The organism is Dactylosporangium cerinum (genome assembly GCF_042653625.1).
In the GTDB taxonomy this organism is placed as follows: Bacteria; Actinomycetota; Actinomycetes; order Mycobacteriales; family Micromonosporaceae; genus Dactylosporangium; species Dactylosporangium cerinum.
Window position 1 is genome coordinate 57041 of record NZ_JBHSIU010000013.1, and the last position, 26155, is coordinate 83195.

Sequence of the window (26155 nt, forward strand, 5' to 3'; positions counted from 1 at the left end):
CCCAGGACCTCCCACAGCGACCCTGCGGGTGTGACAAGTTGCGCCGGACTCACTCAAGGTTCGACTTGACGATCGAGCGTTGCGTGGCACTATTGAGTGACAGTCACTCAACTTCGCAGCCGGAGCGTTCGCACCGGCTGCCTCCTGGAGGTCAAGCAGCTATGGCACGTGCGGTCGGCATCGACCTCGGAACCACCAACTCGGTGGTCAGTGTCCTTGAGGGCGGCGAGCCCAGCGTCATCGCCAACGCCGAAGGTGCGCGCACGACGCCGTCCATCGTCGCGTTCGCCCGTAACGGCGAGGTGTTGGTCGGCGAGGTCGCGAAGCGGCAGGCCGTCACCAACCCGGACCGGACCATCCGCTCCGTCAAGCGTGAGATGGGCACCAACTGGGCCATCGACATCGACAGCAAGAAATACACCCCGCAGGAGATCTCCGCGCGGGTGCTCATGAAGCTCAAGCGCGACGCCGAGGCCTACCTCGGCGAGCAGATCACCGACGCGGTCATCACCGTGCCGGCATACTTCAACGACTCGCAGCGCACCGCCACGAAGGAGGCCGGCGAGATCGCCGGGTTCAACGTGCTGCGCATCGTCAACGAGCCCACCGCGGCCGCCCTGGCCTACGGCCTGGACAAGGGCCCGAAGGAGCAGACCGTCCTGGTCTTCGACCTCGGTGGCGGCACGTTCGACGTGTCGGTCCTGGAGCTCGCCGAGGGCGTCGTGGAGGTCAAGTCGACCTCCGGCGACAACCACCTCGGTGGCGACGACTGGGACGAGCGGGTCATCGACCACCTGGTCAAGACCTTCCGTGGCCAGCACGGCATCGACCTGTCCGCCGACAAGATGGCGATGCAGCGGCTGCGTGAGGCCTCCGAGAAGGCCAAGATCGAGCTGTCGGCGGCGACCACCACCTCGATCAACCTGCCCTACATCACCGCCGGCCCCGACGGCCCGCTGCACCTGGACACCCAGCTGTCGCGCGCCGAGTTCCAGCGGATGACGCAGGACCTGCTCGACCGCACCAAGGTGCCGTTCGAGAGCGCGATCAAGGACGCCGGCATCAAGGTCGGCGCGCTCGACCACGTCATCCTCGTCGGTGGCTCGACCCGTATGCCCGCCGTGACCGAGCTGGTCAAGCAGCTCACCGGCAAGGACCCCAACAAGGGCGTCAACCCGGACGAGGTCGTCGCCGTCGGCGCCGCCCTGCAGGCCGGCGTCCTCAAGGGCGAGGTCAAGGACGTCCTGCTGCTCGATGTCACCCCGCTGTCGCTGGGCATCGAGACCAAGGGCGGCATCATGCACAAGCTGGTCGAGCGCAACACGACCATCCCGACCAAGCGCTCCGAGGTCTACACCACCGCCGACGACAACCAGCCGTCGGTGCTCATCCAGGTCTTCCAGGGTGAGCGGGAGATGGCGGCCTACAACAAGCGCCTCGGCACCTTCGAGCTGACCGGCCTGCCGCCGGCGCCGCGTGGCGTGCCGCAGATCGAGGTCACCTTCGACATCGACGCCAACGGCATCGTGCACGTGTCCGCCAAGGACCTCGGCACGGGCAAGGAGCAGTCGATGACGATCACCGGCGGCTCGGCGCTGCCGAAGGACGACATCGAGCGGATGATGCGCGACGCGCAGGACCACGCCGACGACGACAAGCGTCGCCGCGAGGAGGCCGAGACCCGCAACCTGGCCGAGGCCCTGCAGTGGCAGACCGAGAAGTTCCTCGCCGAGAGCGGCGACAAGATCCCGGCCGACGCCAAGGACCAGATGAACGAGGCGCTGGGCGACCTGCGCAGCGCGCTGGGTGGCAACGACACCGAGCGGATCAAGTCGGCGCACGAGAAGCTGGCCCAGGTCTCGCAGGCGGCCGGCAGTGCGCTCTACGAGCAGCAGCGTCAGCAGAGCGCCGGCGGCGAGGCCCCCGGTGCCGGGTTCGGTGGCGGCGACTCGGCCGGCACGCAGGCCGGCGCCCAGGGCAACGGCCCGGATGACGTTGTCGACGCCGAGATCATCGACGAGGACAACAAGAAGTGACCGACGAAGCCCGCGCCGCCGGCCCGGAAGGGCCGGCGGAGCGCGTTGTGATCAAGGACAAGCGGAAGGTGTCGGCCAACGGCAAGCCGGAAGGCTCGCACGAGGGCGCACCTGACGCCGGACACACCGCGGAGGAGGCCGGCGTGGAGGTCGAGGAGACCGAGACCGTAGCCGAAAAGGACGAGGCGACGGCTGAGTCGCCGGCGGAGGAGGCCGACGAGACGCCGGTCGAGGGCGAGATCGTGGACGAGGCGTTCACGGTCCACGCGCCCCCGTCCGGGGCACCGGGCGAGGCCGCCGCTCAGGGCACCACCGACGACGCGCACCAGCACGGCCTCGGCGCCGAGCTGGCTGCGCTGCGCACCGATCTGGACGAGCGCACCCGGGACCTGCAGCGGGTCACCGCCGAATACGCCAACTACCGCAAGCGGGTCGACCGCGACCGGGCGCTGGTGGTCGAGCAGGCCTCGGGCAACGTGCTCGGCGCCCTGCTGCCCGTGCTCGACGACCTGGACCGGGCCCGGGAGCACGGCGACCTGGTCGGACCGTTCGGCGCGGTGGCGGAGCAGTTGACCGCGGCGCTGACGAAGTTCGGGCTGACCGTGTTCGGGTCGAAGGGCGACCCGTTCGACCCGACCCGCCACGAGGCGGTGGCCCACCTGACCTCGGCCGAGGTGACCGAGCCGACCTGCATCGACGTGATGCGGCGCGGCTATCTCCTCGGCGAGCGGCTGCTGCGACCGGCCCTGGTCGCCGTTGCCGACCCGGAGTAAGAGACGCCTGGAGGAGGTGGCGCAATGAGTTCGAAGGACTGGTTGGAAAAGGATTTCTACGCGGTTCTGGGCGTCACCAAATCCGCTTCCACCGACGAGATCAAGAAGGCCTATCGCAAGCTCGCGCGCGAGCTGCACCCCGACCGCAACCCCAACAACGCGGCGGCCGAGGAGCAGTTCAAGGCGGTGTCGGAGGCGTATGACGTGCTCTCCGACGCGGGCCGGCGCAAGGAATACGACGAGATGCGGTCGCTCTTCGGCGCGGGCGCGTTCCGGCGCAACGCCCGGGCCGGCAACCACGGCCCGGGCGGTCCCGGCTTCGACTTCTCCGACCTGTTCGCCAACGGCGCGCAGGGCGGAGCGGCCGGGCAGGGCGCCGGTGTCGGTGGTGACCGCCGCTTCGGCGGCGCGGGCTTCTCGGACCTGTTCAGCTCGATCTTCTCCGGTGGCGGCGGAGCCGGAGGACCCACGGGTGCACCGCCCGGACGCCGCGGCCGCGGCCGCGACGTCGAGACCGAGGTCGTCCTCAACTTCGCCGACGCGGTGCAGGGCGCCACGCTGCCGATCACGCTGCGCACGCCCGGCACCTGCGAGACCTGCCACGGCAACGGTGCGGCTCCCGGCTCCACGCCGCGGACCTGCCCCAACTGCCGGGGTCAGGGCGTCGTCAGCAGCAACCAGGGCTCGTTCAGCTTCACCGAGCCGTGCCGTGAGTGCCAGGGCGTGGGCACGATCGTCGACGAGAAGTGCCCGGAGTGCGTGGGCAGCGGCGGCGTGACCAAGACCCGCACGATCAACGTGCGCATCCCCCCGGGGGTCGCCGAGGGTCAGCGGATCCGGTTGACCGGTCGCGGTGAGCCGGGCACGCGTGGCGGTGCGGCCGGCGACCTGTTCGTGTTGATCAGGGTGCGTCCCGACTCGGTCTTCGGCCGGACCGGCGACGATCTGACCCTGACGGTGCCGGTGACCTTCGCGGAGGCGGCGCTCGGCGCCGACCTGCGGGTGCCGACCCTCGACGCGGCCGTCACGCTGCGGGTGCCCCCGGGCACGCCGAGCGGGCGGACGCTGCGGGTGCGCGGCAAGGGGGTCGCCCGGCGCGACGGGAAGGTCGGCGACCTGCTCGTCACGATCGACGTCCATGTGCCGGCGGAGCTCTCCGATGCCGCCCGGCAGGCACTGTCCGACTACGCGGCCGCGGCGCCGCCGGCTCCGAGGGAGCGGCTCGAAGCGATCGCACGGGAGCGCAGCAGCTATGAACGATGATGAGGAGCACGAGGTCTTCATCCGCTTCGAGGCGGTCTCCGACGCCAAGGTGCTGATCATCTCGATCGCTGCCCGGCTGGCCGGGATGCACCCACAGACCCTGCGGCAGTATGACCGCATGGGGCTGGTGCAGCCCGGCCGCACTTCCGGCGGTGGCCGCCGCTACAGCGAGCGCGACGTGGCGCTCCTGCGGGAGGTGCAGCGGCTCAGTCAGGAAGAGGGCGTCAACCTCGCCGGCATCAAGCGGATCATCGAGCTCGAAGGGTTCGTCACCGACCTGCGCCAGCGGGTCGCCGACCTGGAGGACGAGCTGATCCGCACCCGGACCCGGCTGGCGCACCTGGAGGCGACCGGCTTCCCCCGCCGGGACCTGGTGCCGACGCACCAGCACCCGACCGCACTCGTGGTCTGGCGGCCCAACCAGAAATAGTGTGTTTGCCGTTCCCCGCGACCGGGCATCAGCTGGGCAGGGAATGGTGTGGTCATCCGGAGGGCTGACCGGATGCTCGCAGGGTGTGGTCATTGAAAGGGCGCCGTCGACGACGGCGCCCTTTCAACTGATCCGGCGCGGTGCGCGGACCAGACCGCCTTCACACCAGTCGTGATACTCGAACAGTTCGGGCCGGGCCAGCAGCATCCTGGCGTTGTGCGCCCAGGTGGTCAGCTGGTCGTCGCCCTGCTCCTCCGCCTGTTCGACGAACTTGCGGAGGCGCCGTTTCGGGTGGGCACGGAAATGCGTGCGGATCCCGTCGGCGGCGTAGATGTACAGGCAGTGCAGTGCGAACCGGCGGGCCGGGCAGGCCGGGTCCATCGCCAGGTCGAACAGCGTGCCGATCAGCCGGTCGCCGGCGACCAGGAGGTCCCAGTCGGGCGGCATGGTCTGCAGCACTGACGCGTCAGGGTGGTAGGCCCACGCACGCAGCTCTGCTGGAGTAGGGTCGACCGGGTTGGCAAAGCCTCGGAATCCCGCTTGTTGCACGCTCACCGTCAGCTCCCGTGGCCAGCGGGTATGTGATCGCCAGAGGTCCTGGAGTCGGCGCCAACTTAGCCCGCCACCTGGCAACAGCGGAAGAGCTGAAGGGACCGGTTACTCTCCGGATACTGCCATACGGGTGGCTTTATGGTGATGAGTCGCCCGCGATATGGGCTATATCAATGGGTTCCGGCTCGGTCTACAGTGTCGTCGTGAGCACGGACCATCGCGACATGCGCATCTCCGACGCGGAGCGCGAGCAGGTGGTGGCCCAGCTGAACACGGCCGTGTCGGAGGGCCGCCTCACCCTCGCGGAGTTCGAGGAGCGCGTCGACGGCGTGCTGCGCTCCCGCACGTTCGGCGAGATCGAACCGTATGTGATCGACCTGCCCGTGCAGCAGTTCAAGGCACCCGACTTCAAAGAGATCCGCAACCGGTCGTCGTCGCTGAAGCGGCACGGGCGCTGGACGGTCCCCCGGCGACTGTCGATCTCGACCCGGGCCGGCTCGGTGAAGCTGGACTTCACCGAGGCGATCTTCGGGACCAACGTGGTGGACATCGTGCTCGAGGCGCAGTCCAGCTCGGTCGAGCTGATCCTGCCCGCCGGGTCCACCGCCGACCTCGACGGCGTCGACGCCCACGCCAGCAACGTGCGGTCCCGGGTCGAGCCGTCCGGCCATGGCGTCACGTTCCACATCAGCGGCGCGGTCAAGAGCAGCAACGTCAAGGTTCGTTACCAGCGGAGATTCTGGCGGTGGCGTTGGTGAAGCGGGCAGTCCTGGCAGCCGCTCTGGCCGCGGTGCTCACCATGACGCTGACCGCCGGGTCCTGCACGCCCGACAAGGAACCGGTCGAGGATCCCGCACCGGACGTCTCCTACCAGGAGGAGGCGCCGGCGCCGGTCGGTTCGGAGGATCCGCGCAACCGGCAGTCGGTGGTCCAGGTGCCGAAGGGCACCTCGCCGCGTGGGGTCGAGTTCGCCGACGCCGACACCGGCTATGCCCTGTTCAGCACCTGCGTCAGCGGACTGGCCTGCCAGGTCGGCCTGGTGGTCACGCTCGACGGAGGGCAGTCGTGGGTGACCCGCAAGGTGCCCTTCGACGACGCCACCGAGGTCGAGATGCGGTTGGGCCGGGGCGACGTGCTGCTGCTGCGCACGGTGCCGGGCGGCTGGTATGTCTCCCGCGACACCGGCCGCACCTTCAAGCAGTACCCGCTCATCCCGGCACCGGCGGAGGTCAACCTCACCGAGCCGCGCTACAGCGTGGGCTGCCTCGACGGCACGGTCGACTGCGCGGCCCGGCAGCCGATCGAGGTCACCGACGACGGCAAGCGGGTCGCGCTGCCCAGCCACCCGGCCGGCAATCAGCGCTTCACCAGCCTGGTCGCGCAGGCCGACGGCAAGCTGTGGCTGACGGCACAGGCCGTCGAGACCTCCACCACCGTGGCCCCGATGATCACGGTCAGCGTCTGGAGCAGCTCCGATCACGGTCGCACCTGGCGGGCCGAGGGCGCGGCCCGGCTGCCGCAGCAGAGTGGTGTGGAGCCGCACGTGGTCGTCGCTCCCGACGGGTCCGACGTGTGGCTCGCGGGCAACCAGTTCGCGGCCCGCCGCAGCGCCGCCGGCACCTGGGTCGAGGCGGACGCGATGCGTGAGATCGCCGAGGTGTACAGCGCCGAGGTGCTGCCCGGCGGCACCCTGCTGGTCGCCAGCGGTCAGGGCGTCTGGACCGTCGACAGCGTGAAGCGCATCCGCGACCAGGGCGGCCGGCTCGTCTTCCGGCTCCGCCGGCTGTCGGAGACCGCGATCCTCGGCTACCCGGGGCAGCAGTCGGGTGAGGTGTGGCTGTGCGAGGTGAGAGACAAGATTTGCGAGTGGTCGAGGGTCGCTGTCGCTGCACGATAAGACTTGAGTGGAATAGACTCAACCTCGGAGCTGTCGTATCTGGTGCACGGGTACGAACGGAACGAGGAGACGATGAACGCCGAACGCCTGACCACCAAGAGTCGCGAGGTCATCAAGGCCGCCGTTGACGCGGCGAGCCAGCGCGGGCACGCGACCGTCGAGCCATGGCACCTGCTGCTGTCGCTGCTGGACACGGGCGGATCGACCGCCGCGGGCCTGCTGCGCGCCGTGGGCGCCAACCCCGCCGAGATCCGCCGCGCCGCGCTGCACGCCGTCGACCGGCTGCCCAGCGCCAAGGGATCCAGCGTCGTGGAGCCCAACGTGTCGCGCGAGTTCGCCAACGCGATCGCGGCCGCGGAGCAGATCGCCCGCCCGCTCGGCGACGAATACACCTCGACCGAGCACCTGCTGGCCGGCCTGGCCCGGGTCGGCGGAGCGGTCGCCACCCGGCTCAAGGACGCCGGGGCCACCGAGCAGACTCTCGTCGCCGCGTTCCCGCAGGTCCGGGGCGGCGACCGGCGGGTCACGACAGCCGATCCCGAGCAGACCTTCCAGGCCCTGGAGAAGTACGGCGTCGACCTCACCCAGGCCGCCCGCGACGGCAAGATCGACCCGGTCATCGGCCGGGACTCCGAGATCCGCCGGGTGATCCAGGTGCTGTCGCGCCGCACCAAGAACAACCCGGTGCTCATCGGTGAGCCCGGCGTCGGCAAGACCGCGATCGTCGAGGGCCTCGCCCAGCGGATCGTGGCCGGCGACGTGCCCGAGTCGCTGCGCGACAAGCGCCTGGTCAGCCTGGACCTGGCGGCGATGGTCGCGGGCGCGCAGTATCGCGGCCAGTTCGAGGAGCGCCTGAAGTCCGTCCTGGAGGAGATCAAGAGCTCCGACGGCCAGGTCATCACCTTCCTCGACGAGCTGCACACCATCGTCGGCGCCGGCAAGGGCGAAGGCTCGATGGACGCCGGCAACATGCTCAAGCCGATGCTGGCCCGCGGCGAGCTGCGGATGGTCGGCGCGACCACGCTGGACGAGTATCGCGAGCACATCGAGAAGGACCCGGCCCTGGAGCGCCGGTTCCAGCCCGTCGTGGTCGGCGAGCCGTCGATCGAGGACACGATCGGCATCCTGCGTGGGCTCAAGGAGCGCTACGAGGTGCACCACGGCGTGCGGATCACCGACGCGGCCCTGGTCGCGGCGGCGGCGCTGTCCGACCGGTACATCGCCGACCGCTTCCTGCCGGACAAGGCGATCGACCTGGTCGACGAGTCGGCGTCCCGGCTGCGGATGGAGATCGACTCGCGGCCGGTCGAGGTGGACGAGGTCGAGCGGATCGTGCGCCGGCTGGAGATCGAGGAGATGGCGCTCGCCAAGGAGCCGGACGTCGCCTCGGCGGAGCGGCTGCAGCGGCTGCGGGCCGAGCTGGCCGACCGCCGCGAGCACCTGACCGCGTTGACCGAGCGCTGGCAGAACGAGAAGCAGCACATCTCCGCGGTCTCCACGATCAAGGAGCAGCTGGAGCAGTTGCGCGGCGAGGCCGACCGGGCCGAGCGCGACCTCGACCTGGCCAAGGCCTCCGAGCTGCGATACGGCCGGATCCGCGACCTGGAGCAGGAGCTGCGCACGGCCGAGGTGGAGCTGGAGGAGCTGCAGTCCGCCGGGTCGATGCTGAAGGAGGAGGTCTCCGCCGACGACATCGCCGCGGTGGTCGCCTCCTGGACCGGGATCCCCGCCGGCCGCCTGATGGAGGGCGAGACGGCGAAGCTGCTGCGGATGGAGGAGTCGCTGCGCAGCCGGGTCGTCGGGCAGGAGGCCGCGGTGCAGGCCGTCTCCGACGCGGTGCGCCGTGCCCGCGCCGGGATCGCCGACCCCGACCGCCCGACGGGCAGCTTCCTGTTTCTCGGCCCGACCGGCGTCGGCAAGACCGAGCTGGCCAAGGCCCTCGCGGAGTTCCTCTTCGACGACGAGCGCGCTATGGTACGCATCGACATGAGTGAGTATGGCGAGAAGCACACGGTGGCCCGGCTCGTCGGCGCGCCGCCCGGATACGTGGGCTACGAGGAGGGCGGCCAGCTCACCGAGGCGGTCCGCCGCCGGCCCTATTCGGTGGTGCTGCTCGACGAGGTCGAGAAGGCGCACCCCGACGTGTTCGACGTGCTGCTCGCGGTGCTCGACGACGGCCGGCTCACCGACGGGCAGGGCCGCACGGTCGACTTCCGCAACGCCATCCTCATCCTGACCTCCAACCTGGGCTCCGAGGTGCTTGCCGACGATCCGACGCTGACCACCGAGCAGCGGCGCGACGCCGTGGTCGCCTCGGTGCGGCAGCATTTCAAGCCGGAGTTCGTCAACCGGCTCGACGACATGGTCGTCTTCGACGCGCTGTCTCCCGCCGACCTGCGGGCGATCGTCGACATCCAACTGCAGGCCCTCGCCCGTCGCCTGGCGGACCGGCGGCTGGTATTGGAGGTCACCGATTCCGCACGTGACTGGCTCGCCAGTCTTGGGTATGACTCGGTGTATGGTGCCCGCCCCCTGCGGCGCCTGGTGCAGACCTCCATCGGCGACCAGCTCGCCAAGGCGTTGCTGGCCGGCACGATCCGCGACGGCGACCGCGTCGTCGTGGACCTGGCGGACGACAAGAAGGCGCTCGCTGTCAGCGCCGGATAAGGACGAGGGCGATGCTGTGGAAGAAGAGCGGTGCGTTCGATGAGGAACTGCGCCAACTCGCCGACGCCGACACCCTGGCGTTCGGCGGGGTCGGCATCGCCGGCACGCTCCTGCCGGCCACCAAGGCGTATTTCGCGGTCGAGGAGGGCCTGCGCCAGCACGGCGCCGAGCTGAGGCCCAAGCTGGAGGCGCTCCTCGACCGCGCCAAGCCCGCCGGCCGGCTCTACGCGGCCGAGCTGCTCACCCATGTCGACGCCGAGGCGGGCAGGGCCGCCTGGCAGCGTCTGGCCAGGCAGGACGCCGAGGTCACGACGTTCAGCGGCTGCATGATGGGCAGCACGACGCTCGCCCGATATGCGCAAGATCGCCTCAACACCTGAGGACTGTAGCTGCGGGAACGCCGCCACATCGATACGGTTGATCCTCAAGGTTTCCTGGGAGGAGCTCCGATGGCATTCGCCGACCCAGCGTCTGGGCCGCGCGCCCGACCGTCCACTGTCAACCTGGCCGTCTACCTGCTCTACGCCGCGGCCGGCATCGAACTGATCAACATCATCATTTCACTGGCCTACGCCGGGGCCCTCACCGACGGCGCGAAGAAGGCCGTCGCCGGCACCTCGCAGGAGGGCGCCGGCCTGGGCCAGGGCGCGACCGGCACCATCACGGTCATCGTCGGCGTGCTCATCATCGTGCTGCTGGGCCTGCTGGCGGTATACGTCGGCAAGGGCAAGCAGGTCGCCCGGATCCTCACCTGGGTCCTCGGCGGCATCGCGGCGTGCTGCACCGTCGCCGCGTTCGGCTCCAGCGTCCTGGTCAAGAGCTCGTGGGAGACGCTCCGCAAGGACGACCCGAAGCTTCCGACCTGGGACCAGTACAACGAGCTGCTCTACTCCGAGGTGCCGAGCTGGTATCAGCCGGTCACCACGATCCTGGGCGTGCTGCTGATCCTGGCAATCCTGGGCGCGATCGTGGCGCTGGCGCTGCCGCCGTCGCACCCGTACTTCCGCAAGGTCGAGGCGCAGTGGGAGCCCCCGGTGCCCGGCAGCGGCGGCCCCGGCTACCCGCCGACGGCATAACCGAAGAAGCAAAGGAGGCCCCGGGATACCGGGGCCTCCCGCGTATGGTGCCGGCATGGCTGGCCCGCAGCGGAGCGGAGGTCGGTCATCAGGAGGGCAGTCCGTCAGGCGCCCGGAACGAAGTGAGGACGCATGACCGACCGGCCTGTCGCACTCGTCACCGGCGCCACCGCCGGCATCGGCGCCGCCTTCGCGCGCGAACTCTCCGCCCAGGGCTACGACCTGGTGCTGGTAGCGCGTGACCAGGCCCGTCTCGAGGCCCTGGCGGCCGAGCTGGGTGGCGCCGAGGTCCTGCCCGCGGACCTGTCGACGCCGGAGGGCTGCGATCTGGTCGCGGCTCGCCTCGCCGCCCCCGTGGACCTGCTGGTCAACAACGCCGGGATGAGCCTCAACACGCCGTTCCCGCGGTCCAGCGTGGAGCGGGAGGAGCTCCTGCTGCGGCTCAACGTCAACGCGGTCATGCGGCTCACGCTCGCCGCGCTGCCCGGGATGTCTGCCCGCGGCAGGGGCGACATCATCAACGTGTCGTCCGTGACCGGGTTCGCCGCGATGATGCCCGGCTCCACGTATCCGGCCACCAAGGCCTGGGTGACCAACTTCAGCGAGTCGACCGGGCTGCTGGTCCGTTCGACCGGGGTCCGCGTGATGGCGTTGTGCCCCGGGTTCACGCGCACCGAGTTTCACGAGCGGGCCGGCATCGACGCGTCCAAGACGCCGTCATGGCTGTGGCTGGACGCCGGGCGCGTGGTGCGCGACGGCCTTCGCGACCTGAAGAAGGGCAAGCTGGTCAGCGTGCCCGACTGGAAGTACAAGATGGTCGTCTTCGGGGTGCGGCACGCGCCGCAGGGCCTGGTGCGACGCGTCGCCAGAACCACCAGGGGTCGCATCGGCCGTGGTGATCATTGAGTGGGACGAGCATCGAACATGATTGAGGTCACGGGGCCGCCGAACGGTTGGAAATCGACGGCGAAGGGTTGAGCCCTTGCGCAGCCGACCCTGTTTCCCGGTGTATGCGCTGGTCAGGGCCTATGTGGCAGGCTGGCCGAGGGGTGCAGAATCGGCGAAACCAACGCGAATCTCCCTCATGTGTGCTTCGTCGACCCATGTCACCATCACCCCTCGCGTCACTCGTGGTGATCGCTGCGATCACCTTCGTATTCCTCCTCGTCCACTTGACGGACCTATATTTCTGCAAGAGTGCGGGTCATCGATTCGCTCGGGAGATTTAGCGCGTACGCTTCGGTCATGACCGACCGTGACGACCTGCTGAAACTCGTGCTCGACCTGGCTGTGGTCCGAGGGCAAGTGACGCTGTCGTCCGGACAACTAGCCGACTGGTACGTGGACCTACGTCGCTTGACGTTGCACCATGCTGGTGCACCGCTCGTCGGCCGGGTGCTGCTCGATCTGGTCGCCGACTGGGATTTCGACGCTGTGGGAGGGCTGACCCTCGGCGCCGATCCGGTGGCCACCGCGATGTTGCACGCTGCCGCCGCGCGAGGGACGGGTCGCAAGCTCGACGCGTTCGTCGTTCGGAAGAGTGACAAGGCTCACGGTCTGCAGCGCAGGGTCGAAGGACCCGATGTTGCGGGCCGGCGGGTGTTGGCGGTCGAAGACACCTCCACGACAGGAGGAAGCGTTCTGACTGCCGTAGAGGCGTTGCGTGAGGCCGGCGCTGAAGTCGTCGGTGTCGCGGTTATCGTCGACCGTGGGGCGGAAAAGGCGGTCCGCGCCGCGGGGCTGAGCTATCGCTCAGCATTTTCGTTGGCCGACCTCGGCCAATAGGGCTGAAAAATTGTCGATTCGGACCTGCGTATATGCAGGCGGGTCGATGGTGTTGGTGGAAGGATGGAATACGTGGGAACTGCGCTGGCTGAGATGACCCTGCCCCAGATCTCGCCGCTTGCTGGCGAGCCGATTGACCGCGCCGATGCCGAGCGTCTTGCCGGCGTCCTGAAGGCACTTGCCGACCCTGCCCGACTCCGGCTCCTGAGCCTGATCCAGTCGGCGCCGGACGGCGAGGCGTGTGTGTGTGACCTGACGGCCCCGCTCGGGCTCTCGCAGCCCACGGTGAGCCACCACCTGCGAATCCTGACCGAGGCTGGGCTGCTGGAGCGCGAGAAGCGGGGTGTCTGGGCGTTCTACCGCCTGGTGCCCGCCGCCATCGGCACCATCGCCGACCTTCTGACGCCGCCGCGCAAGCGGGCGACCAAGAAGGCTCCTCGGTAGGGCCTTGCTGCATCGGCCCGACGATCTGCGCGACCAGCTTGCCCGGCTAGGGCAGGCGGTCGTGCAGGCTGGGCTCGTCGTGGGCTCGGGCGGCAACCTGTCCGCCCGAGCGCCCGGCTCCGATGAGTGCTGGGTGACAGCCGCCGGCACCTGGCTCGACGGTCTCTCCCAGGACTCGTTTGTTCGGGTCCGAATCAGTGATGGCGCGGTGCTTGACACAACGGCCGCGCCATCTTCTGAGATCGGGCTCCATCTCGCGACCTACCGCGTCCGGCCCGACGCGAACGCGATCGTGCACCTGCACCCACAGACGGTGCTGCTGCTCGACGCCATCGGCGAGCCGATCCGGCTCGTCACCACCGACCATGCCTTCTACCTGCGGCAGGTCGTGACCACTCCGTTCAGCCCGCCCGGCGACGCCCGGGTCGGCGAACTCGCCGCGGCCGCGTGCGCCGGCGGCGTCAACTGCGTGATCCTCTCCCACCACGGCTGCTCCGTGATCGCCGACTCGGTCGAGCTCGCACACAAACGCGCCTTCTATCTCGAAGAGGCGGCGCAGCTGACTTACCGAGCGTTAACCCTGGGTCGCACGCTGCAGCCGGTGCCGAACGACTGGCTCGACCGCCCCGCCGCAACCGCTTGACCTGCGCCTACACTCGTCCGATCGCACGGACGAAGGCTCCGCTCGCGCGGATGAAGGCACCGCTCGCGCGGATGAAGGCACCGCTCCCGCGGACGATGGCGTCCGCTCGCGCGGACGAAGGGCAGGGTGAGAGCACGTGGCGCTACGCCGGGGACGCTCGCTACGGGCACCGTTGGCAATCGTCGGAGTGCTGGGTCTGATCGGCGGCACCGTCGTCGCCGTCCGTGCCGTGGCCGGTGGCGACGGCGACTGCGACGGCGGCGTCAAGCTCGTCGTGGCGGCCGCGCCGGACATCGCGCCCGCCGTCCGCGACGCCGCCGCCCGCTGGAGCGCCACCAGGCCTCAGGTCAGCGGCGACTGCGTCCAGGTGCAGGTGCGCGCCGCCGAGCCGGCCGACGTCGCCAACCAGCTCGCCGCGCGGGCCGGCGGCGCGATCAACGTGGCCGCCACCGTCCTGCCCTCGCCCGCCGACGCCGACGTGCCGACCGTCTGGATCCCCGACTCGACCGCGTGGATCGTGCGGATGCAGGCGGTCAGCCGGGAGGCGTTCGAGCCCGACGCCACGTCCGTCGCCGCCAGCCCGGTCACCCTGGCCGTGCCCGACCAGCTCGCTACTGCCCTCAATGCAACTGCCGGCACGGCCGGCGCACCCCAGGTCGCCGCGTTGCTCGCGAAGGTCGCCGGCAAACAGGTCCAGCTCGCCGCGATCGACCCCCGCCGCAGCACCGCCGGCCTCGCCGGCGCCGGCCTGCTCTACGACTCGATCGTCACCGAGCCCAAGAAGCTCGTCGACGTGGTCAAGGCCTACCGGTCCATCGCGGTCGCGGCGGACCAGGCCGCCCTGAACAAGAGTGCTGGCCCGGCCCAGGTCGCGCCGATGAGCGAGCAGGCGGTCATCGCCTACAACGCCACCGGGCCGGCCGTGCCGCTCACCGCACTGCCGGTCGATCCGGCGGTGACGCTCGATTACCCGTACGCCATGATCAGCGGAAAACCGAGGGCCAATCTGGAAGCGGCCGGGCTGTTCCGCACCGCCCTCACGGCGGACGGCAACCGGGACCTGTTCGCGAAGCTGGGCTTCCGCGCCGCCGACGGCTCGACCAGCGCGGGCTACCCCGCCGGGCGCGGCGCCGGCACCGCCCCGGTCACGGTCAAGCCCCTCGCCGAACCGCAGAAGATCAACGACATCCTGGGGTACTGGAACGCCACCACCGCACCGTCCCGGGTCCTGACCCTGGTCGACGTCACCTCCTCGATGAACCGTCCGATGGCCGGAAGCGGCTCGCCCTCGCGGCTGCAGGTGCTGCGCAAGACGGCCACCGACGGGCTCGGCCTCTTCACCGATGACAGCGAGCTCGGCCTGTGGGCCTACGCGTCCGGTCTGCCCGACGGGAAGGACTACCAGGAGGTCGTCCCCCTCAACCCGCTCAACCAGGGGCAGCGGGCCAGGCTGACCTCGGCCGTCGCCGGGGCCAAGGCGGTCGGGACGGACGTGTGCGGCCTGTACGAGACGGTGCTGTCGGCGTACAAGGCGCTGAAAGAGGGCTACAAGGAGGGCCGCTCGAACACCGTCGTCGTCTTCACCGACGGCGCCAACTCGAAGCCCGGCATGAGCCTGGAGACGCTGAAACTGGAGCTGGAGCGGGCGACCGACCCGACCCGGCCGGTGCGCGTGGTGCTGCTGGGCGTCGGGCCGGACGTGCGGCAGCAGGAGCTGGCCGAGATCGCCGCCGCCACCGGTGGCCGGTCGTTCGTGGTCACCGACCCCGAGCAGATCGGCAACATCTTCCTGCAGGCCCTGATCCGGACCAGCTGACGGCGGCGGACGCCGAAAAAAGGACCCGGCCGCCAGGGGCGGCCGGGTCCAACGTCGAACGGGGGTCAGTCGGCGGCGCGGTGGGCGCCGGTGCGGCCGTTCTCGGCCGGCACGGGGGGCAGACCCCGGTTGCGGCGCCGCTCGCGCCAGCCCCGGAAGATCTCGATGAAGATCGGCATCGCCGAGATCAGCACGATCAGCAGGACCGCGGGCAGCAGGTACGTGTCGATCTTCTCCGGCGGGATCAGGTCGCTGATCTGCTTGGCCAGGGCCCAGCCGGCGAGCAGGATGCCGTCGGTCCACAGGATGCCGCCGACCACGTTCCACAGGAAGAACTGCTTGGCCGACATGCCGATGGTGCCGGCCACCGGGTTGAGGAAGGTGCGGACGATCGGGATGAACCGGGCCAGCACCACGGCCTTCGCCGGGCCGAACTTCACGAAGTAGTACTCGGCCTTCTCGACGTACTCCTTCTTGAAGAGCTTCGAGTTGGGCCGGTCGAACATCCGGCGGCCATACCGGGCGCCGAGGTAGTGACCCAGCTGCGCGCCGGCGATCGCGCACAGCGGCGCGCCGATGAGCAGCTGGGTCAGGCTCAGCTTGGTGCCGAGCAGCTCCTGCGCGACGGATGACGCTCCGACACCGGCCAGGAACAGCAGGGAGTCACCTGGGAAGAAGAAGCCCACGAGCAGGCCCGTCTCCACGAACATGATGATCCAGACGCCGATCACACCGAACGTGTTCAGCAGGCCCTTCGCGTCGAGCGGGTTGAAGGCGAGCAGCTCGCCGACGGCGCGAGTCTTTTCTTCCATGGCGACCTAGGGTACGTGAGCCCGGCTACAAACGGGGATCGACCGGCTCGCTTTCACAGGCCAGAAGCGCGAATACCAGCTGATGCACAGCTCGCCCGGAGCCGCCGGCGGCGAGCAGATCCAGCGCGGCGAGGCCCAGACCCTGCTCACGGAGCGCGAGGTTGCGCTTTCGCTGCAGCCCCCGGCCCCGCAACTGGTCCAGCCGCGAGAGGTAGTCCGGGCCGTAGATGATCCGCAGATAGTCCCGCCCGCGGCACTTCAGCGCCGGCTGGACCCGCGGGCCGGCGTCGACCGCCGGCTTGAGCACCATGCCCTCCCCGCCGGCGCCGGTGAGCTCCAGCCACCACTGCACCGCCGACGAGACGTCCGAGGGCGACGCCGGGTCGACCACCAGCCGCCGGGTCGTGGCGAACAGCGACGGATCGGCGGCGACCAGCCGGTCCACCAGTGCCAGGTGCCACTCGTGGTCCTGGCGCAGATACGAGGAGCCCTCCCCGGCCAGCACGTGGAACGGCGCCAGCCGCAGCCCGTCGAGGCCGTCGGTCGGCCAGCAGTACCGCCGGTACACGTCGGTGAACGCCTCGATCGACGACACGCGGCCGGCGAACCGGGCCGTGAGCGAGGCCACGTCGATGCCCCGGGCGGCGGCCGCCGCCAGCGCCGCATGGGCGACCGGCAGCGCGGCACCGGCGGCCGCGGCGACGCTCGCGTACTGCTCCCGGATCAACGGCTCGGCCTTCGCGGACCACGGCAGCAGCTCCGCGTCCAGGAGCACCCAGTCGGTGCCGAGCTCATCCCACAGCCCGGCCGCGTCCGCCGCCGCCCGGACCCGGTCCAAGATCGCCGTTTCGAGCGAGAGCTCAGCGAAGAACGGCCGCCCGGTCCGGGTGTAGATCGCGCCGCCGGAAGCAATGCCGAACCGCCGCAGACCCGCCGCGGGGGACCGGCACACGACCAGAACCGCCCGCGATCCCATGTGCTTCTCCTCGCACACCACCCGCGGCACACCCGCCGCGGCGTAGTCGGCGAGCGCCTCGACCGGGTGCTCCAGGTAGCCCTCGACCTTCGACGTCGACGCGGGCGCCATCGTCGGCGGCAACCACACCAGCCAGCGGGGGTCGACCGCGAACCGGCTCATGACCTCCAGCGCCGCCGCGGCGTTCTCCGCCGCGACCGTCACCCGCCCCGCGGGGGTGACCAGGCTCCGCCGACCGATGACGTCGGCGAGGTCGAGTCCCCGTTCCTGCGGAGTTGGCACGACCAGAGGCCGCACCGGCTCGTAGTGCGCCCGGATGGCCGGCACCGAGACCAGCTCACGGGACGGATACCGCAGCGCGGTCAGCGAGCCGCCGAACACGCAGCCCGTGTCGACGCAGATCGTGTTGTTGACCCACTCCGCCGTCGGGGTGGGGGTGTGCCCGTAGACGACCGTGGCCGCCCCCTTGTACTCCTCCGCCCAGGGGTAGCGCACCGGCAGCCCGTACTCGTCGGTCTCGCCGGTCGTGTCGCCGTACAGCGCGAACGAGCGCACCCGGCCGGACGCCCGCCCGTGGTAGGCCTCCTTGAGCCCGGCGTGCGCGACGACCAGCCGCCCGCCGTCCAGCACGTAGTGGCTGATCAGCCCGTCCAGGAACGCGGGCACCGCCTCGAGGAGCTCCGGGTCGGCCGCGTCGAGCTGGTCCAGGGTCTCCTGCAGGCCGTGCGCGACCCGCACCGTGCCACCGCGCAGCTTGCGCAGCAGCTTCGCCTCGTGGTTGCCCGACACGCACAGCGCGTGCCCGGCCGCGACCATGCCCATGACCAGGCGCAGCACGCCGGGGGAGTCGGGGCCACGGTCGACGAGGTCACCGACGAACACCGCGGTGCGGCCGTCCGGGTGGTGCGCGTCGACGGCCCGCTGCGAGGAATCGCGGTCCAGGGTGTAACCGAGCCGCTCCAGCAGCAGCTCCAGCTCCTCGCGGCAGCCGTGCACGTCACCGATGACGTCGAACGGGCCGGTCAGGTCCTTCTTGTCGTTGTAGAGCTTCTGATACGCGACGACCGCCGACGAGACCTCGGCCACGTCACGCAGGACGTGCACCTGGCGGAACCCTTCCCGGCCGAGCTGCTTCAGCGAGCGGCGCAGGTCGCGGTGCTGGCGGGACAGGACCGGCCGGCCGAAGTCCCGGTCCGGGCGCAGCTCGGTCCGCGCCCAGCACTCGCTCTCCGGCACGTCCAGGACGATCGCGACGGGCAGCACGTCGTGCGCCCGGGCCAGGTCGACCAGGGCCTTGCGCGCGTGCGCCTGCACGTTGGTCGCGTCGACAACGGTGAGCCGGCCGGCCCGCAGCCGCTTGCCGGCGATGTAGTGCAGCGCGTCGAACGCCTCCGCCGACGCGGACTGGTCGTTTTCGTCGTCGGCGACCAGCGCGCGGAACGCGTCGGAGGACAGGACCTGCGTCGGGGTGAACTGCCGCCGGGCGAAGGTCGACTTACCCGAGCCGGAGATGCCGACCAGCGCCACCAGGCACAGCTCAGGAATGGACACCGTGGTCACTGGAACACCTCCGTCTTCTTGAACACCGCCATCTGGGTGGAGGCGCCGACCTCCGGGTCTTCCTCGCCGATGCCGTGCCGCGTCACGGTGTAGCCGTGCCGCGCCGCCACCTCGTCGCACCAGGCGCCGAACTGCGCCCGGTCCCACTCGAAGCGGTGGTCGTGATGGCGCAGCCGGCCGTGCTCGTGCAGGCCCGGATAGCGGACGTTGTATTCGACGTTGGGGGTGGTCACGATGACGGTCGCCGGTGCCGCGTGGCCGAAGACGTTCGCCGCGACGGCGGGCAGCCGCGGCTGGTCGACGTGCTCGATGACCTCCATGAGGACCGCCGCGTCGTAGCCGCGCAGCCGGTCGTCGCGGTAGGTCAGCGCGGTCTGCAGCAGCCGGATCCGGGCCTGCTGCCGCTCGGGGAGCCGGTCCAGCCGCAGCCGGCGGGCGGCCATGTCCAGGGACACGGTGGAGACGTCGGCGCCCACGATCTCGGTGAAGCGCCGGTCACGCATCAGCTCGGTGAGCAGCGCGCCGGGGCCGCAGCCGAGGTCCAGGACCCGGCTCGCGCCGGCCTCGGCCAGCTGCCGGACGACCGCGGTGCGGCGCAGGGCGGCCAGCGACTCGGGCCGGGGCGCGGGCTCGATGACGGAGTCGGTGTCGGTGTCGACCACCTCCGAGAGCCGGGACAGGGCCTCGTTCGTCAGCGACGTGCGGTGCGCGAGGTACCGCCGGGCGATGACCGCCTTCGCCGGATGCTCGGCCAGCCACCCGGTCCCCGCCCGCAGCAGCTTCTCCACCTCGTCGGAGGACACCCAGTAGTGCTTCGCGTCGTCGAGGACCGGCAGCAGCACGTAGACGTGGTTGAGCGCGTCCGCGAGCCGCAGGGTCCCGCGCAGCGTCAGGTCGACGTACCGGCTGGCACCCCACCCGGGATGCGCCGCGTCCAGTGGGATCGGGGTCGCCTCGACGGTCCAGCCGAGCGGCCCGAAGAACGCCGCCGCGTCGCCCTTGCAGCGCAGCGCCGGGATCCGCAGCTCGAGGGGAATCGGCCCGGCGGCGAGCTCCGGCCGGTCGCGGGAGTCGCCGCGCAGCGCGGTGCGCAGCACCCGGCCCAGCGCCGCGGCCAGCAGGCTCGACGCGGCATACGGCCGGTCGTTGACGTGCTGCCGCAGCGTGAAGGTGTCCGGCTGCTTCGACGTCCGTGCCGCACCCGGATCCGCTTCCAGCAGGAGCGCCGCGGTGCAGCGGTCCTCGGTCGCCTCCGGATAGAAGACATGCGCCGTGCCGCCGCTGACCTCGAACGACTGCAGTCTGTCGGGATGCTTCACGAGCAGGTAGCCGAGGTCGGTGGCCGGACGATGGGTGGTGGTGATGGTCAGCAGCACGCCGTCATCGTCGCGTTCGGATTATCGGTGGGTCAGGCGGTTTTGCCCGGCGTACAGTCGACTTCATGGCGACGGTGCCGACCGTGCACTGGCACCGGTTGGGTGACGGCCGGGTGCAGTGTGACGTCTGTCCGAGAGCCTGCCGGCTACATGAGGGGCAGCGCGGCTTCTGCTTCGTCCGGCAGTGTGAGGGCGACGAGATCGTCCTCACCACGTATGGCCGCTCGTCCGGGTTCTGCGTCGACCCGGTCGAGAAGAAGCCACTCAACCACTTCCTGCCCGGCTCGCCGGTGCTGTCGTTCGGCACCGCCGGCTGCAACCTCGGCTGCCGCTTCTGCCAGAACTGGGACATCTCCAAGAGCCGCGAGATCGACACCCTCGCCGCGGCGGCCGGCCCGGAGCAGCTCGCCGAGACGGCGAAACGGCTCGGCTGCCGGTCGGTCGCGTTCACCTACAACGACCCAGTCATCTTCATGGAATACGCGATGGACGTCGCCGACGCCTGCCGCGCGGTCGGGATCAAGGCGGTCGCGGTGTCCGCCGGCTACATGAACCCCGCGCCGCGCGAGGAGTTCTACCGGCACATCGACGCCGCGAACATCGACCTCAAGGCCTTCAGCGAGAAGTTCTACGAGAAGGTGACCTTCGCCCGCCTCGACGCGGTCCTGTCCACCTTGGAATACCTGCGCGGCACGGACGTGTGGCTGGAGATCACGACGCTGCTCATCCCGGGCCAGAACGACGGCGACGACGAGTTGCGCCGCCAGTGCGACTGGCTGCTGGAGCACCTCGGCACCGACGTCCCGCTGCACTTCTCCGCGTTCCACCCCGACTTCAAGATGCGCGACATCCCGCACACGCCACCGGAGACGCTGTCCCGGGCCCGGCGGATCGCCCTGGACGCCGGCCTGCGGTTCGTCTACACCGGCAACGTCCACGACCCCGACGGCCAGACCACGCACTGCCCGGGCTGCGCAGCGCCGGTCGTCGTCCGCGACTGGTACGACCTGCGCGCCTACCACCTGACCGACGACGGCCACTGCGTCCACTGCGGAACGCAGCTGCCCGGCGTGTTCGACGGTCCGGCCGGCGACTGGGGCCGCCGCCGGCTCCCGGTGATGGTGTCGTGACGCGCCCGGCAGCGGTGGCGGGCACGTTCTATCCGGCGGACCGCGACGAGCTCGCCACGCTGATCGACACGCTGCTCGACGGCGCCCCCGCGCCTGCGTCGGCCACCACGGCGGCGGCCTATGTCGTGCCGCACGCCGGCTACCGCTGGTCCGGCCCCACCGCCGCGCACGTGTACCGCGAGCTGCGCGACCGGGCCGAGCCCTGCGACCGGGCCGTCGTGCTCGGCCCCGCCCACCACGTCCCGCTGCGGGGCGCCGCCGTGCCCACCACGACGGCCTGGGCCAGCCCGCTCGGCCCGATCGACATCGACCTGGAAGCCGCCCAGCTGATCGTCGACCGGGGACTCGCCGTCGCCGACGACGGGCCGCACGCGCCTGAGCACTCCATCGAGGTGCAGGTGCCGCTGTTGCTGGCCGTACACATCCGGAAAATGCTGCCAATTCTGGTTGGGCCGGGCGATCCGGCGGCGACCGCCGCGCTGCTCGACGCGGTCGCCGGATCCGGCACGGTGGTGTTGTGCAGCACCGACCTGTCGCACTACCTCGACGAGGCGCAGGCCAGGCGGCGTGATGCCGCGACCGCGGCGGCCATCGGCGACCTGGCCCCGGGGCGGATCGGCGACAGCGACGCCTGCGGCCGGCACGCGTTGCGAGGGCTGCTCACCTGGGCCCGGCACCGGGCGCTGTGGGCGGAGCGGCTCGCCCTCGCCACCTCCGCGGACACCGGCGGGCCGAAGGACAGGGTCGTCGGCTATCCGGCGTTCCGCATGTCTCTATAGACGGCTGCGGCGGCTTCGACCGTTGCACGCGGAATGTCCAGAAATTGCCGCACGAACGGGCGACCACGATCGTGGAGACCGCTCACGTCTGGTGCGGTGAGGGCGCCTGCGCACGGCGCCGGAACTGGAGACGGGGATGTCAGCGATTGCGGCAGCACCGGACAACGGCACCGCGACCTGGGCGCCGATGACCCGCGAGCAGCGCGAACAGTTCGACGCGGACGGCTACCTGGTGCTCAAGGGCGTGCTCAGCCCGGACGAGGTGCGCCACTACGCATCGGTGCTCGAGACCGCCCACCGGCAGCACCCCCGCGCCGCGGACGGCTCGCTGCACCTGCTCAGCCCGGTCACGAACTACCCGGACCTGGTCGACCTGATCGATCACCCGGCGACGTTTCCGCTGGTTTGGTCGATCCTCGGGTGGAACGTGCACATCTACCACTCGCACCTCGACGTGCACCCTCCACTGGCCGCGCCGAAGCCGGACTGGTGGCACTGGCACCAGGACGGCGGCCGGCAGAACCGCGAGCTGGAGACCGACCCGCGGCCCCGGCTGTCGGTGAAACTCGCCTACTGGCTGTCCGACGTCTCGGCGCCCGGCCGGGGCAACCTGACCCTGGTCCCGGGCAGCCACCGCACCAACTGGCTGCCCGGCCCGCCGACCCGCGACGTGCCGTGGCCGACGCCGGACGGCGCGCGGCAGGTCGCCGTCGACGCCGGTGACGTCGTGTTCTTCGACCGGCGGATCTGGCACGCGCGGTCGGACAACCTCTCCGAGATCACCCGCAAGTGCGTGTTCCTGGGGTACACGTACCGCTGGATCGCCATCCGCGACGACGTCGACGGCCTGCCGGACCGGCCCTGGTGGTCCGGGCTCAACCCGGTCCAGCAGCAGCTGCTCGGCGGCGTCGGCAACACCGGCGGCGGGCACGGCCACGACAACGGCACCGACGGCGACCACCACTGGGGGCACTACCCGCACACCACGCCGCTGTACGAGGCGCTGCGCGACCGCGGGCTGTTGGATCCCAACCACCCTCCGTTGATTCCCTGAGCTTTTCCGGGCATTCGCAATGGTTCCCTCCCTTGACTCGTCATTAGGGTCAGGGGAGGGGGGTCGGATTGACGTTCGAGGAGTTCGTCGAGGCGCGGTTGCAGGCTCTGCTGCGCTATGCGGTCATGCTCACCGGCGATCCGCACACCGCGCAGGATCTCGTGCAGGAGACGATGATCCGGGCGCAGGTGAAGTGGCGCCGGATCACCGCCGCCAGCGTGCCCGAGCACTACGTCAAGCGCATGCTCACGAATGCCTACATCGACCTGCACCGCGGCTCGTGGTTGCGGCGGGTGGTGCTGCGGGCCGAGCTCCCGGACCAGCTCGGCCCGCCGCCGGTCGCCGACCACGCCGAGGCGTCCGCGGACCGCGATCAGATGTGGCTCTGGCTCGCCCGGCTGCCCAAACGGCAACGGGCCGCATTGGTGCTGCGGTACTACGAGAGCCTCAGCGACGTGGAGATCGCCGAGGTCCTCGACTGCGCGATCGGCACCGTCCGCTCGCTGATCTCCCGGGCCCTCGCGACGCTGCGTGCGGAGGTCGCCCCGGAGCTGATCGGCGACTTCCGATGAGCGACCCTTCCGCGTTCTCCGCCGCGCTTTCCGCCACTTTTGCCCGCCACGAGCAGGATGTGCCCGTCGCCGCGGCGCTGCGGCCGGCGATCGCCGCCGGGGTCCGCAAGCGCCGGGCCCGCCGCCGCTGGAGGATGTCCGGCGCGGTCGCGTTCGTGCTGGCCCTCGCCGGTTCCATGCCGCTGGCGCTACCGGACCGGGTCGTGCCACCGATCCGCACCGAGTCGCTCCTGGCGGCGGGCAGCCCCGACGTCGGCAACTTCCTGCTGCTCGGCACCGACCGGCGACCGGAGGCGGCGGGCGACACCGTGCGCGCCGACGCGATCCTGCTGCTGCACGTCGACGCCGACACCCGCACCGTGTATCAGCTGTCGATCCCCCGTGACGTGCTCGTCGACGTGCCCGGTTTCGGCACGCAGCAGGTCGGCACCGCGTTCGTCTTCGGGGGGTACGAGCTGACCTCCCGCATCGTGGGCAGCCTGCTCGGCGTCCAGATCGACGGCGGCGCGGTCATCGACTTCACCGGCATGCAGCGGGTCACGGAGGCCGTCGGCGGCGTCGACCTGTGCGTCGACCAGCAGACCGTCTCCGCCCACCTCGGCTTCGACCAGTCGACCGAGGGCGTGGTGCCGCTGCGGTCCGGGATGCAGCCCGTCATCTACGAGCCCGGCTGCCGGCACTTCGCCGGCTGGCAGGCCCTGGACTACGTCCGGCAGCGCCAGTCGCTCGCCCACGGCGTCGAGGACCGCGACACGCACGTGCGGCAGTTCCTCGCCGCCCTGGCCCGGCAGCTCGCCGATCCGGTGAAACTCGCCAAGGCGCTGCCGGTCGCGGGGAGCGCCCTTGACCTGCACCTCGGTGACATGTCACTGCCGATGCTGGCCGGCATGCTGGCCGGCTTCGACCATTCGCAGGTGCCCGGGCTGAAACTGCCGGTCGGCCCGGACCGCACGCTGTTGCCTTCCGGGGACGGCCTGGTGGGCGCGCTCCGCAACGGGACCGTGCCGGCCTGGGCCGCGGCCCACCCGCAGTACGTGGGCTGAGGCGTCAGCGGTACTCGTCGTCGATCGCCACCTCGCGGTCCTGTTCGACCGCGTCGTATTCGTTCGCATCCCACGGGTGGACGCGGTTGACCACCTGCCCGAGGTCCTGCGGGTTGGCCGGGAGGGCCTGCTCCGCGGCGTCGGCGGGAGAGGCTTCCGGGTCACGCACGTCGGGGTCGAGCCGGTCGTCGAACGTCAGCAGATCCTCGTCGGGCTGAGTCATGCGTCCTCCCTCGGGTCTCTCCTACCGTACGACCGAATCGGCCGTAACGCTGCCGAGCCGGGCAATTCACCTCGCGCCCACCCTCCCGCCGTACACGTGCCGGGAGCGCTGCGAGATACTCCGTTGCAGGACAGCGCGGTCCTCGACGAGCCGCGCACGCCCGGCTCCAAACACCGCACGATCCAAACAGCCAAGGAGCGCCGTCATGCCCATCGCCTCTCCCGATGTCTACGCCGAGATGCTCGATCGCGCCAAGGCCGGCGCGTTCGCCTACCCGGCGATCAACGTCTCGTCGTCGCAGACGCTGAACGCGGCGCTGCGCGGCTTCGCCGAGGCGGAGAGCGACGGCATCATCCAGGTCTCCACCGGCGGTGCCGAGTACCTCTCGGGCCCGACCGTCAAGGACATGGTCACCGGCTCGGTCGCCTTCGCCGCCTTCGCCCGCGAGGTCGCGAAGAAGTACTCGATCAACGTCGCCCTGCACACCGACCACTGCCCGAAGAACAACCTCGAGAAGTTCGTCCGGCCGCTGCTCGCCATCTCGGCGGAGCGCGTCGCCAAGGGCGAGGAGCCGCTGTTCCAGTCCCACATGTGGGACGGCTCGGCCGTGCCGCTGGGTGAGAACCTGCAGATCGCCGAGGAGCTGCTGGCCCTCACCGCCGCCGCCAAGATCGTGCTGGAGATCGAGGTCGGCGTCGTCGGCGGCGAAGAGGACGGCGTCGTCGGCGCGATCGACGAGAAGCTCTACACCACTGTCGAGGACGGCCTGGCCATGGTCGACGCCCTCGGCCTGGGCGAGAAGGGCCGCTACATGGCCGCCCTGACCTTCGGCAACGTGCACGGCGTCTACAAGCCGGGCAACGTGAAGCTGCGCCCCGAGATCCTCAAGACCATCCAGGACGCGGTCGCCGCCAAGTACGGCAAGGACAAGCCGCTCTCGCTCGTCTTCCACGGCGGCTCCGGCTCGCTGCTCGAGGAGATCCGTGAGGCCCTCGACTACGGCGTGGTCAAGATGAACATCGACACCGACACGCAGTACGCGTTCACCCGCCCCGTCGCGGCCCACATGTTCAGCAACTACGACGGTGTGCTGAAGATCGACGGCGAGGTCGGCAACAAGAAGGCCTATGACCCGCGCGCCTGGGGCAAGGCGGCCGAGGCCGGCCTGGCGCAGCGCGTCGTCGAGGCCTGCGAGCACCTCCGCTCGACCGGCACCACGCTGTCCAAGTAGTTCGCTCCGCTCCGTTT

At 70.5% G+C, this 26155-nt stretch carries 25 protein-coding genes; 20 read left to right on the forward strand and 5 right to left on the reverse strand.

Annotation, left to right across the window (positions count from 1 at the left end; all coding sequences use genetic code 11):
- The first annotated feature begins 161 nt into the window (after nt 1-161).
- From dnaK to ACFPIJ_RS12430, 4 genes are read left to right on the forward strand one after another with little or no spacing between them, the layout of a single operon-like run.
- On the forward strand, nt 162-2036 hold the full coding sequence (gene dnaK, locus ACFPIJ_RS12415) for a molecular chaperone DnaK (RefSeq protein WP_380114890.1): 1875 nt from the start codon (nt 162-164) through the stop codon (nt 2034-2036).
- Nucleotides 2033-2809 (forward strand): nucleotide exchange factor GrpE, encoded by a 777-nt coding sequence (gene grpE, locus ACFPIJ_RS12420; RefSeq protein WP_380114891.1) that lies wholly within the window; start codon nt 2033-2035, stop codon nt 2807-2809. The genes dnaK and grpE overlap by 4 nt, the downstream gene beginning before the upstream one ends.
- A gap of 24 nt (nt 2810-2833) precedes the next feature.
- Nucleotides 2834-4072, forward strand: coding sequence for a molecular chaperone DnaJ (gene dnaJ / locus ACFPIJ_RS12425; protein WP_380114892.1), 1239 nt, complete (start codon nt 2834-2836; stop codon nt 4070-4072).
- A complete protein-coding gene (locus tag ACFPIJ_RS12430; protein ID WP_380114893.1) occupies nt 4062-4502 on the forward strand; it encodes a heat shock protein transcriptional repressor HspR in 441 nt (146 codons plus the stop codon). The genes dnaJ and ACFPIJ_RS12430 overlap by 11 nt, the downstream gene beginning before the upstream one ends.
- 123 nt (nt 4503-4625) lie before the next feature.
- Here ACFPIJ_RS12430 and ACFPIJ_RS12435 read toward each other — a convergent pair whose 3' ends face one another.
- On the reverse strand, nt 4626-5057 hold the full coding sequence (locus ACFPIJ_RS12435; RefSeq protein ID WP_203848235.1) for a hypothetical protein: 432 nt from the start codon (nt 5055-5057) through the stop codon (nt 4626-4628).
- A 200-nt stretch (nt 5058-5257) separates the two neighbouring features.
- On the opposite strand from ACFPIJ_RS12435, the gene ACFPIJ_RS12440 reads away from it, so the two are divergent.
- The 10 genes from ACFPIJ_RS12440 (at nt 5258) to ACFPIJ_RS12485 (ending at nt 15382) form a co-directional block, all read left to right on the forward strand.
- On the forward strand, nt 5258-5812 hold the full coding sequence (locus tag ACFPIJ_RS12440) for a DUF1707 SHOCT-like domain-containing protein (RefSeq protein ID WP_380114894.1): 555 nt from the start codon (nt 5258-5260) through the stop codon (nt 5810-5812).
- The gene (locus ACFPIJ_RS12445; RefSeq protein ID WP_380114895.1) at nt 5809-6951 is read left to right on the forward strand and encodes a sialidase family protein; all 1143 of its coding nucleotides are present in this window, start codon (nt 5809-5811) and stop codon (nt 6949-6951) included. The genes ACFPIJ_RS12440 and ACFPIJ_RS12445 overlap by 4 nt, the downstream gene beginning before the upstream one ends.
- Nucleotides 6952-7023: 72 nt before the next feature.
- Nucleotides 7024-9618, forward strand: a complete 2595-nt coding sequence (clpB, locus tag ACFPIJ_RS12450) for an ATP-dependent chaperone ClpB (RefSeq protein WP_380114896.1) — start codon at nt 7024-7026, stop codon at nt 9616-9618.
- An 11-nt stretch (nt 9619-9629) separates the two neighbouring features.
- A complete protein-coding gene (locus ACFPIJ_RS12455; protein ID WP_380114897.1) occupies nt 9630-9998 on the forward strand; it encodes a hypothetical protein in 369 nt (122 codons plus the stop codon).
- A gap of 69 nt (nt 9999-10067) precedes the next feature.
- A complete protein-coding gene (locus tag ACFPIJ_RS12460) occupies nt 10068-10694 on the forward strand; it encodes a hypothetical protein (protein ID WP_380114898.1) in 627 nt (208 codons plus the stop codon).
- A gap of 132 nt (nt 10695-10826) precedes the next feature.
- Nucleotides 10827-11600: an SDR family NAD(P)-dependent oxidoreductase gene (locus tag ACFPIJ_RS12465; RefSeq protein WP_380114899.1), complete on the forward strand. Its 774-nt coding sequence runs from the start codon at nt 10827-10829 to the stop codon at nt 11598-11600.
- A gap of 339 nt (nt 11601-11939) precedes the next feature.
- The gene (pyrE, locus tag ACFPIJ_RS12470; RefSeq protein ID WP_380114900.1) at nt 11940-12479 is read left to right on the forward strand and encodes an orotate phosphoribosyltransferase; all 540 of its coding nucleotides are present in this window, start codon (nt 11940-11942) and stop codon (nt 12477-12479) included.
- Between the two features lie 63 nt (nt 12480-12542).
- On the forward strand, nt 12543-12923 hold the full coding sequence (locus ACFPIJ_RS12475; protein WP_203848243.1) for an ArsR/SmtB family transcription factor: 381 nt from the start codon (nt 12543-12545) through the stop codon (nt 12921-12923).
- A 4-nt stretch (nt 12924-12927) separates the two neighbouring features.
- Nucleotides 12928-13566, forward strand: a complete 639-nt coding sequence (locus tag ACFPIJ_RS12480; RefSeq protein ID WP_380114901.1) for a class II aldolase/adducin family protein — start codon at nt 12928-12930, stop codon at nt 13564-13566.
- 172 nt (nt 13567-13738) lie between these two features.
- Nucleotides 13739-15382: a VWA domain-containing protein gene (locus ACFPIJ_RS12485; protein ID WP_380114902.1), complete on the forward strand. Its 1644-nt coding sequence runs from the start codon at nt 13739-13741 to the stop codon at nt 15380-15382.
- Between the two features lie 65 nt (nt 15383-15447).
- Here ACFPIJ_RS12485 and ACFPIJ_RS12490 read toward each other — a convergent pair whose 3' ends face one another.
- Genes ACFPIJ_RS12490 through ACFPIJ_RS12500 form a run of 3 tightly spaced genes read right to left on the reverse strand, consistent with a single transcriptional unit; the run spans nt 15448 to nt 20106 of the window.
- Nucleotides 15448-16194 (reverse strand): DedA family protein, encoded by a 747-nt coding sequence (locus ACFPIJ_RS12490; RefSeq protein ID WP_380114903.1) that lies wholly within the window; start codon nt 16192-16194, stop codon nt 15448-15450.
- 25 nt (nt 16195-16219) lie between these two features.
- Nucleotides 16220-18730 carry a polynucleotide kinase-phosphatase gene (locus tag ACFPIJ_RS12495; protein ID WP_380114904.1) on the reverse strand — a complete coding sequence of 837 codons (2511 nt, stop codon included), beginning with the start codon at nt 18728-18730 and terminating at the stop codon, nt 16220-16222.
- Nucleotides 18727-20106 carry a 3' terminal RNA ribose 2'-O-methyltransferase Hen1 gene (locus ACFPIJ_RS12500; protein ID WP_380114905.1) on the reverse strand — a complete coding sequence of 460 codons (1380 nt, stop codon included), beginning with the start codon at nt 20104-20106 and terminating at the stop codon, nt 18727-18729. Before ACFPIJ_RS12500 ends, ACFPIJ_RS12495 begins: the two co-directional genes overlap by 4 nt.
- Before the next feature lie 65 nt (nt 20107-20171).
- Between ACFPIJ_RS12500 and amrS the strand changes: the two genes are divergently transcribed.
- The 5 genes from amrS (at nt 20172) to ACFPIJ_RS12525 (ending at nt 24684) form a co-directional block, all read left to right on the forward strand.
- Nucleotides 20172-21236 (forward strand): AmmeMemoRadiSam system radical SAM enzyme, encoded by a 1065-nt coding sequence (gene amrS, locus ACFPIJ_RS12505; protein WP_380114907.1) that lies wholly within the window; start codon nt 20172-20174, stop codon nt 21234-21236.
- Complete coding sequence (gene amrB / locus ACFPIJ_RS12510; protein ID WP_380114908.1) at nt 21233-22015, forward strand: AmmeMemoRadiSam system protein B; 783 nt, start codon at nt 21233-21235, stop codon at nt 22013-22015. Before amrS ends, amrB begins: the two co-directional genes overlap by 4 nt.
- 136 nt (nt 22016-22151) lie before the next feature.
- Nucleotides 22152-23069: a phytanoyl-CoA dioxygenase family protein gene (locus tag ACFPIJ_RS12515; RefSeq protein ID WP_380114909.1), complete on the forward strand. Its 918-nt coding sequence runs from the start codon at nt 22152-22154 to the stop codon at nt 23067-23069.
- Nucleotides 23070-23137: 68 nt separating this feature from the next.
- Complete coding sequence (locus ACFPIJ_RS12520) at nt 23138-23641, forward strand: SigE family RNA polymerase sigma factor (RefSeq protein ID WP_380114910.1); 504 nt, start codon at nt 23138-23140, stop codon at nt 23639-23641.
- Nucleotides 23638-24684 (forward strand): LCP family protein, encoded by a 1047-nt coding sequence (locus ACFPIJ_RS12525; RefSeq protein WP_380114911.1) that lies wholly within the window; start codon nt 23638-23640, stop codon nt 24682-24684. The genes ACFPIJ_RS12520 and ACFPIJ_RS12525 overlap by 4 nt, the downstream gene beginning before the upstream one ends.
- A 4-nt stretch (nt 24685-24688) precedes the next feature.
- Here ACFPIJ_RS12525 and ACFPIJ_RS12530 read toward each other — a convergent pair whose 3' ends face one another.
- Nucleotides 24689-24907, reverse strand: coding sequence for a hypothetical protein (locus ACFPIJ_RS12530; RefSeq protein ID WP_380114912.1), 219 nt, complete (start codon nt 24905-24907; stop codon nt 24689-24691).
- A 205-nt stretch (nt 24908-25112) separates the two neighbouring features.
- On the opposite strand from ACFPIJ_RS12530, the gene fbaA reads away from it, so the two are divergent.
- On the forward strand, nt 25113-26138 hold the full coding sequence (fbaA, locus tag ACFPIJ_RS12535) for a class II fructose-bisphosphate aldolase (RefSeq protein ID WP_380114913.1): 1026 nt from the start codon (nt 25113-25115) through the stop codon (nt 26136-26138).
- The last annotated feature ends 17 nt before the right edge of the window (nt 26139-26155 follow it).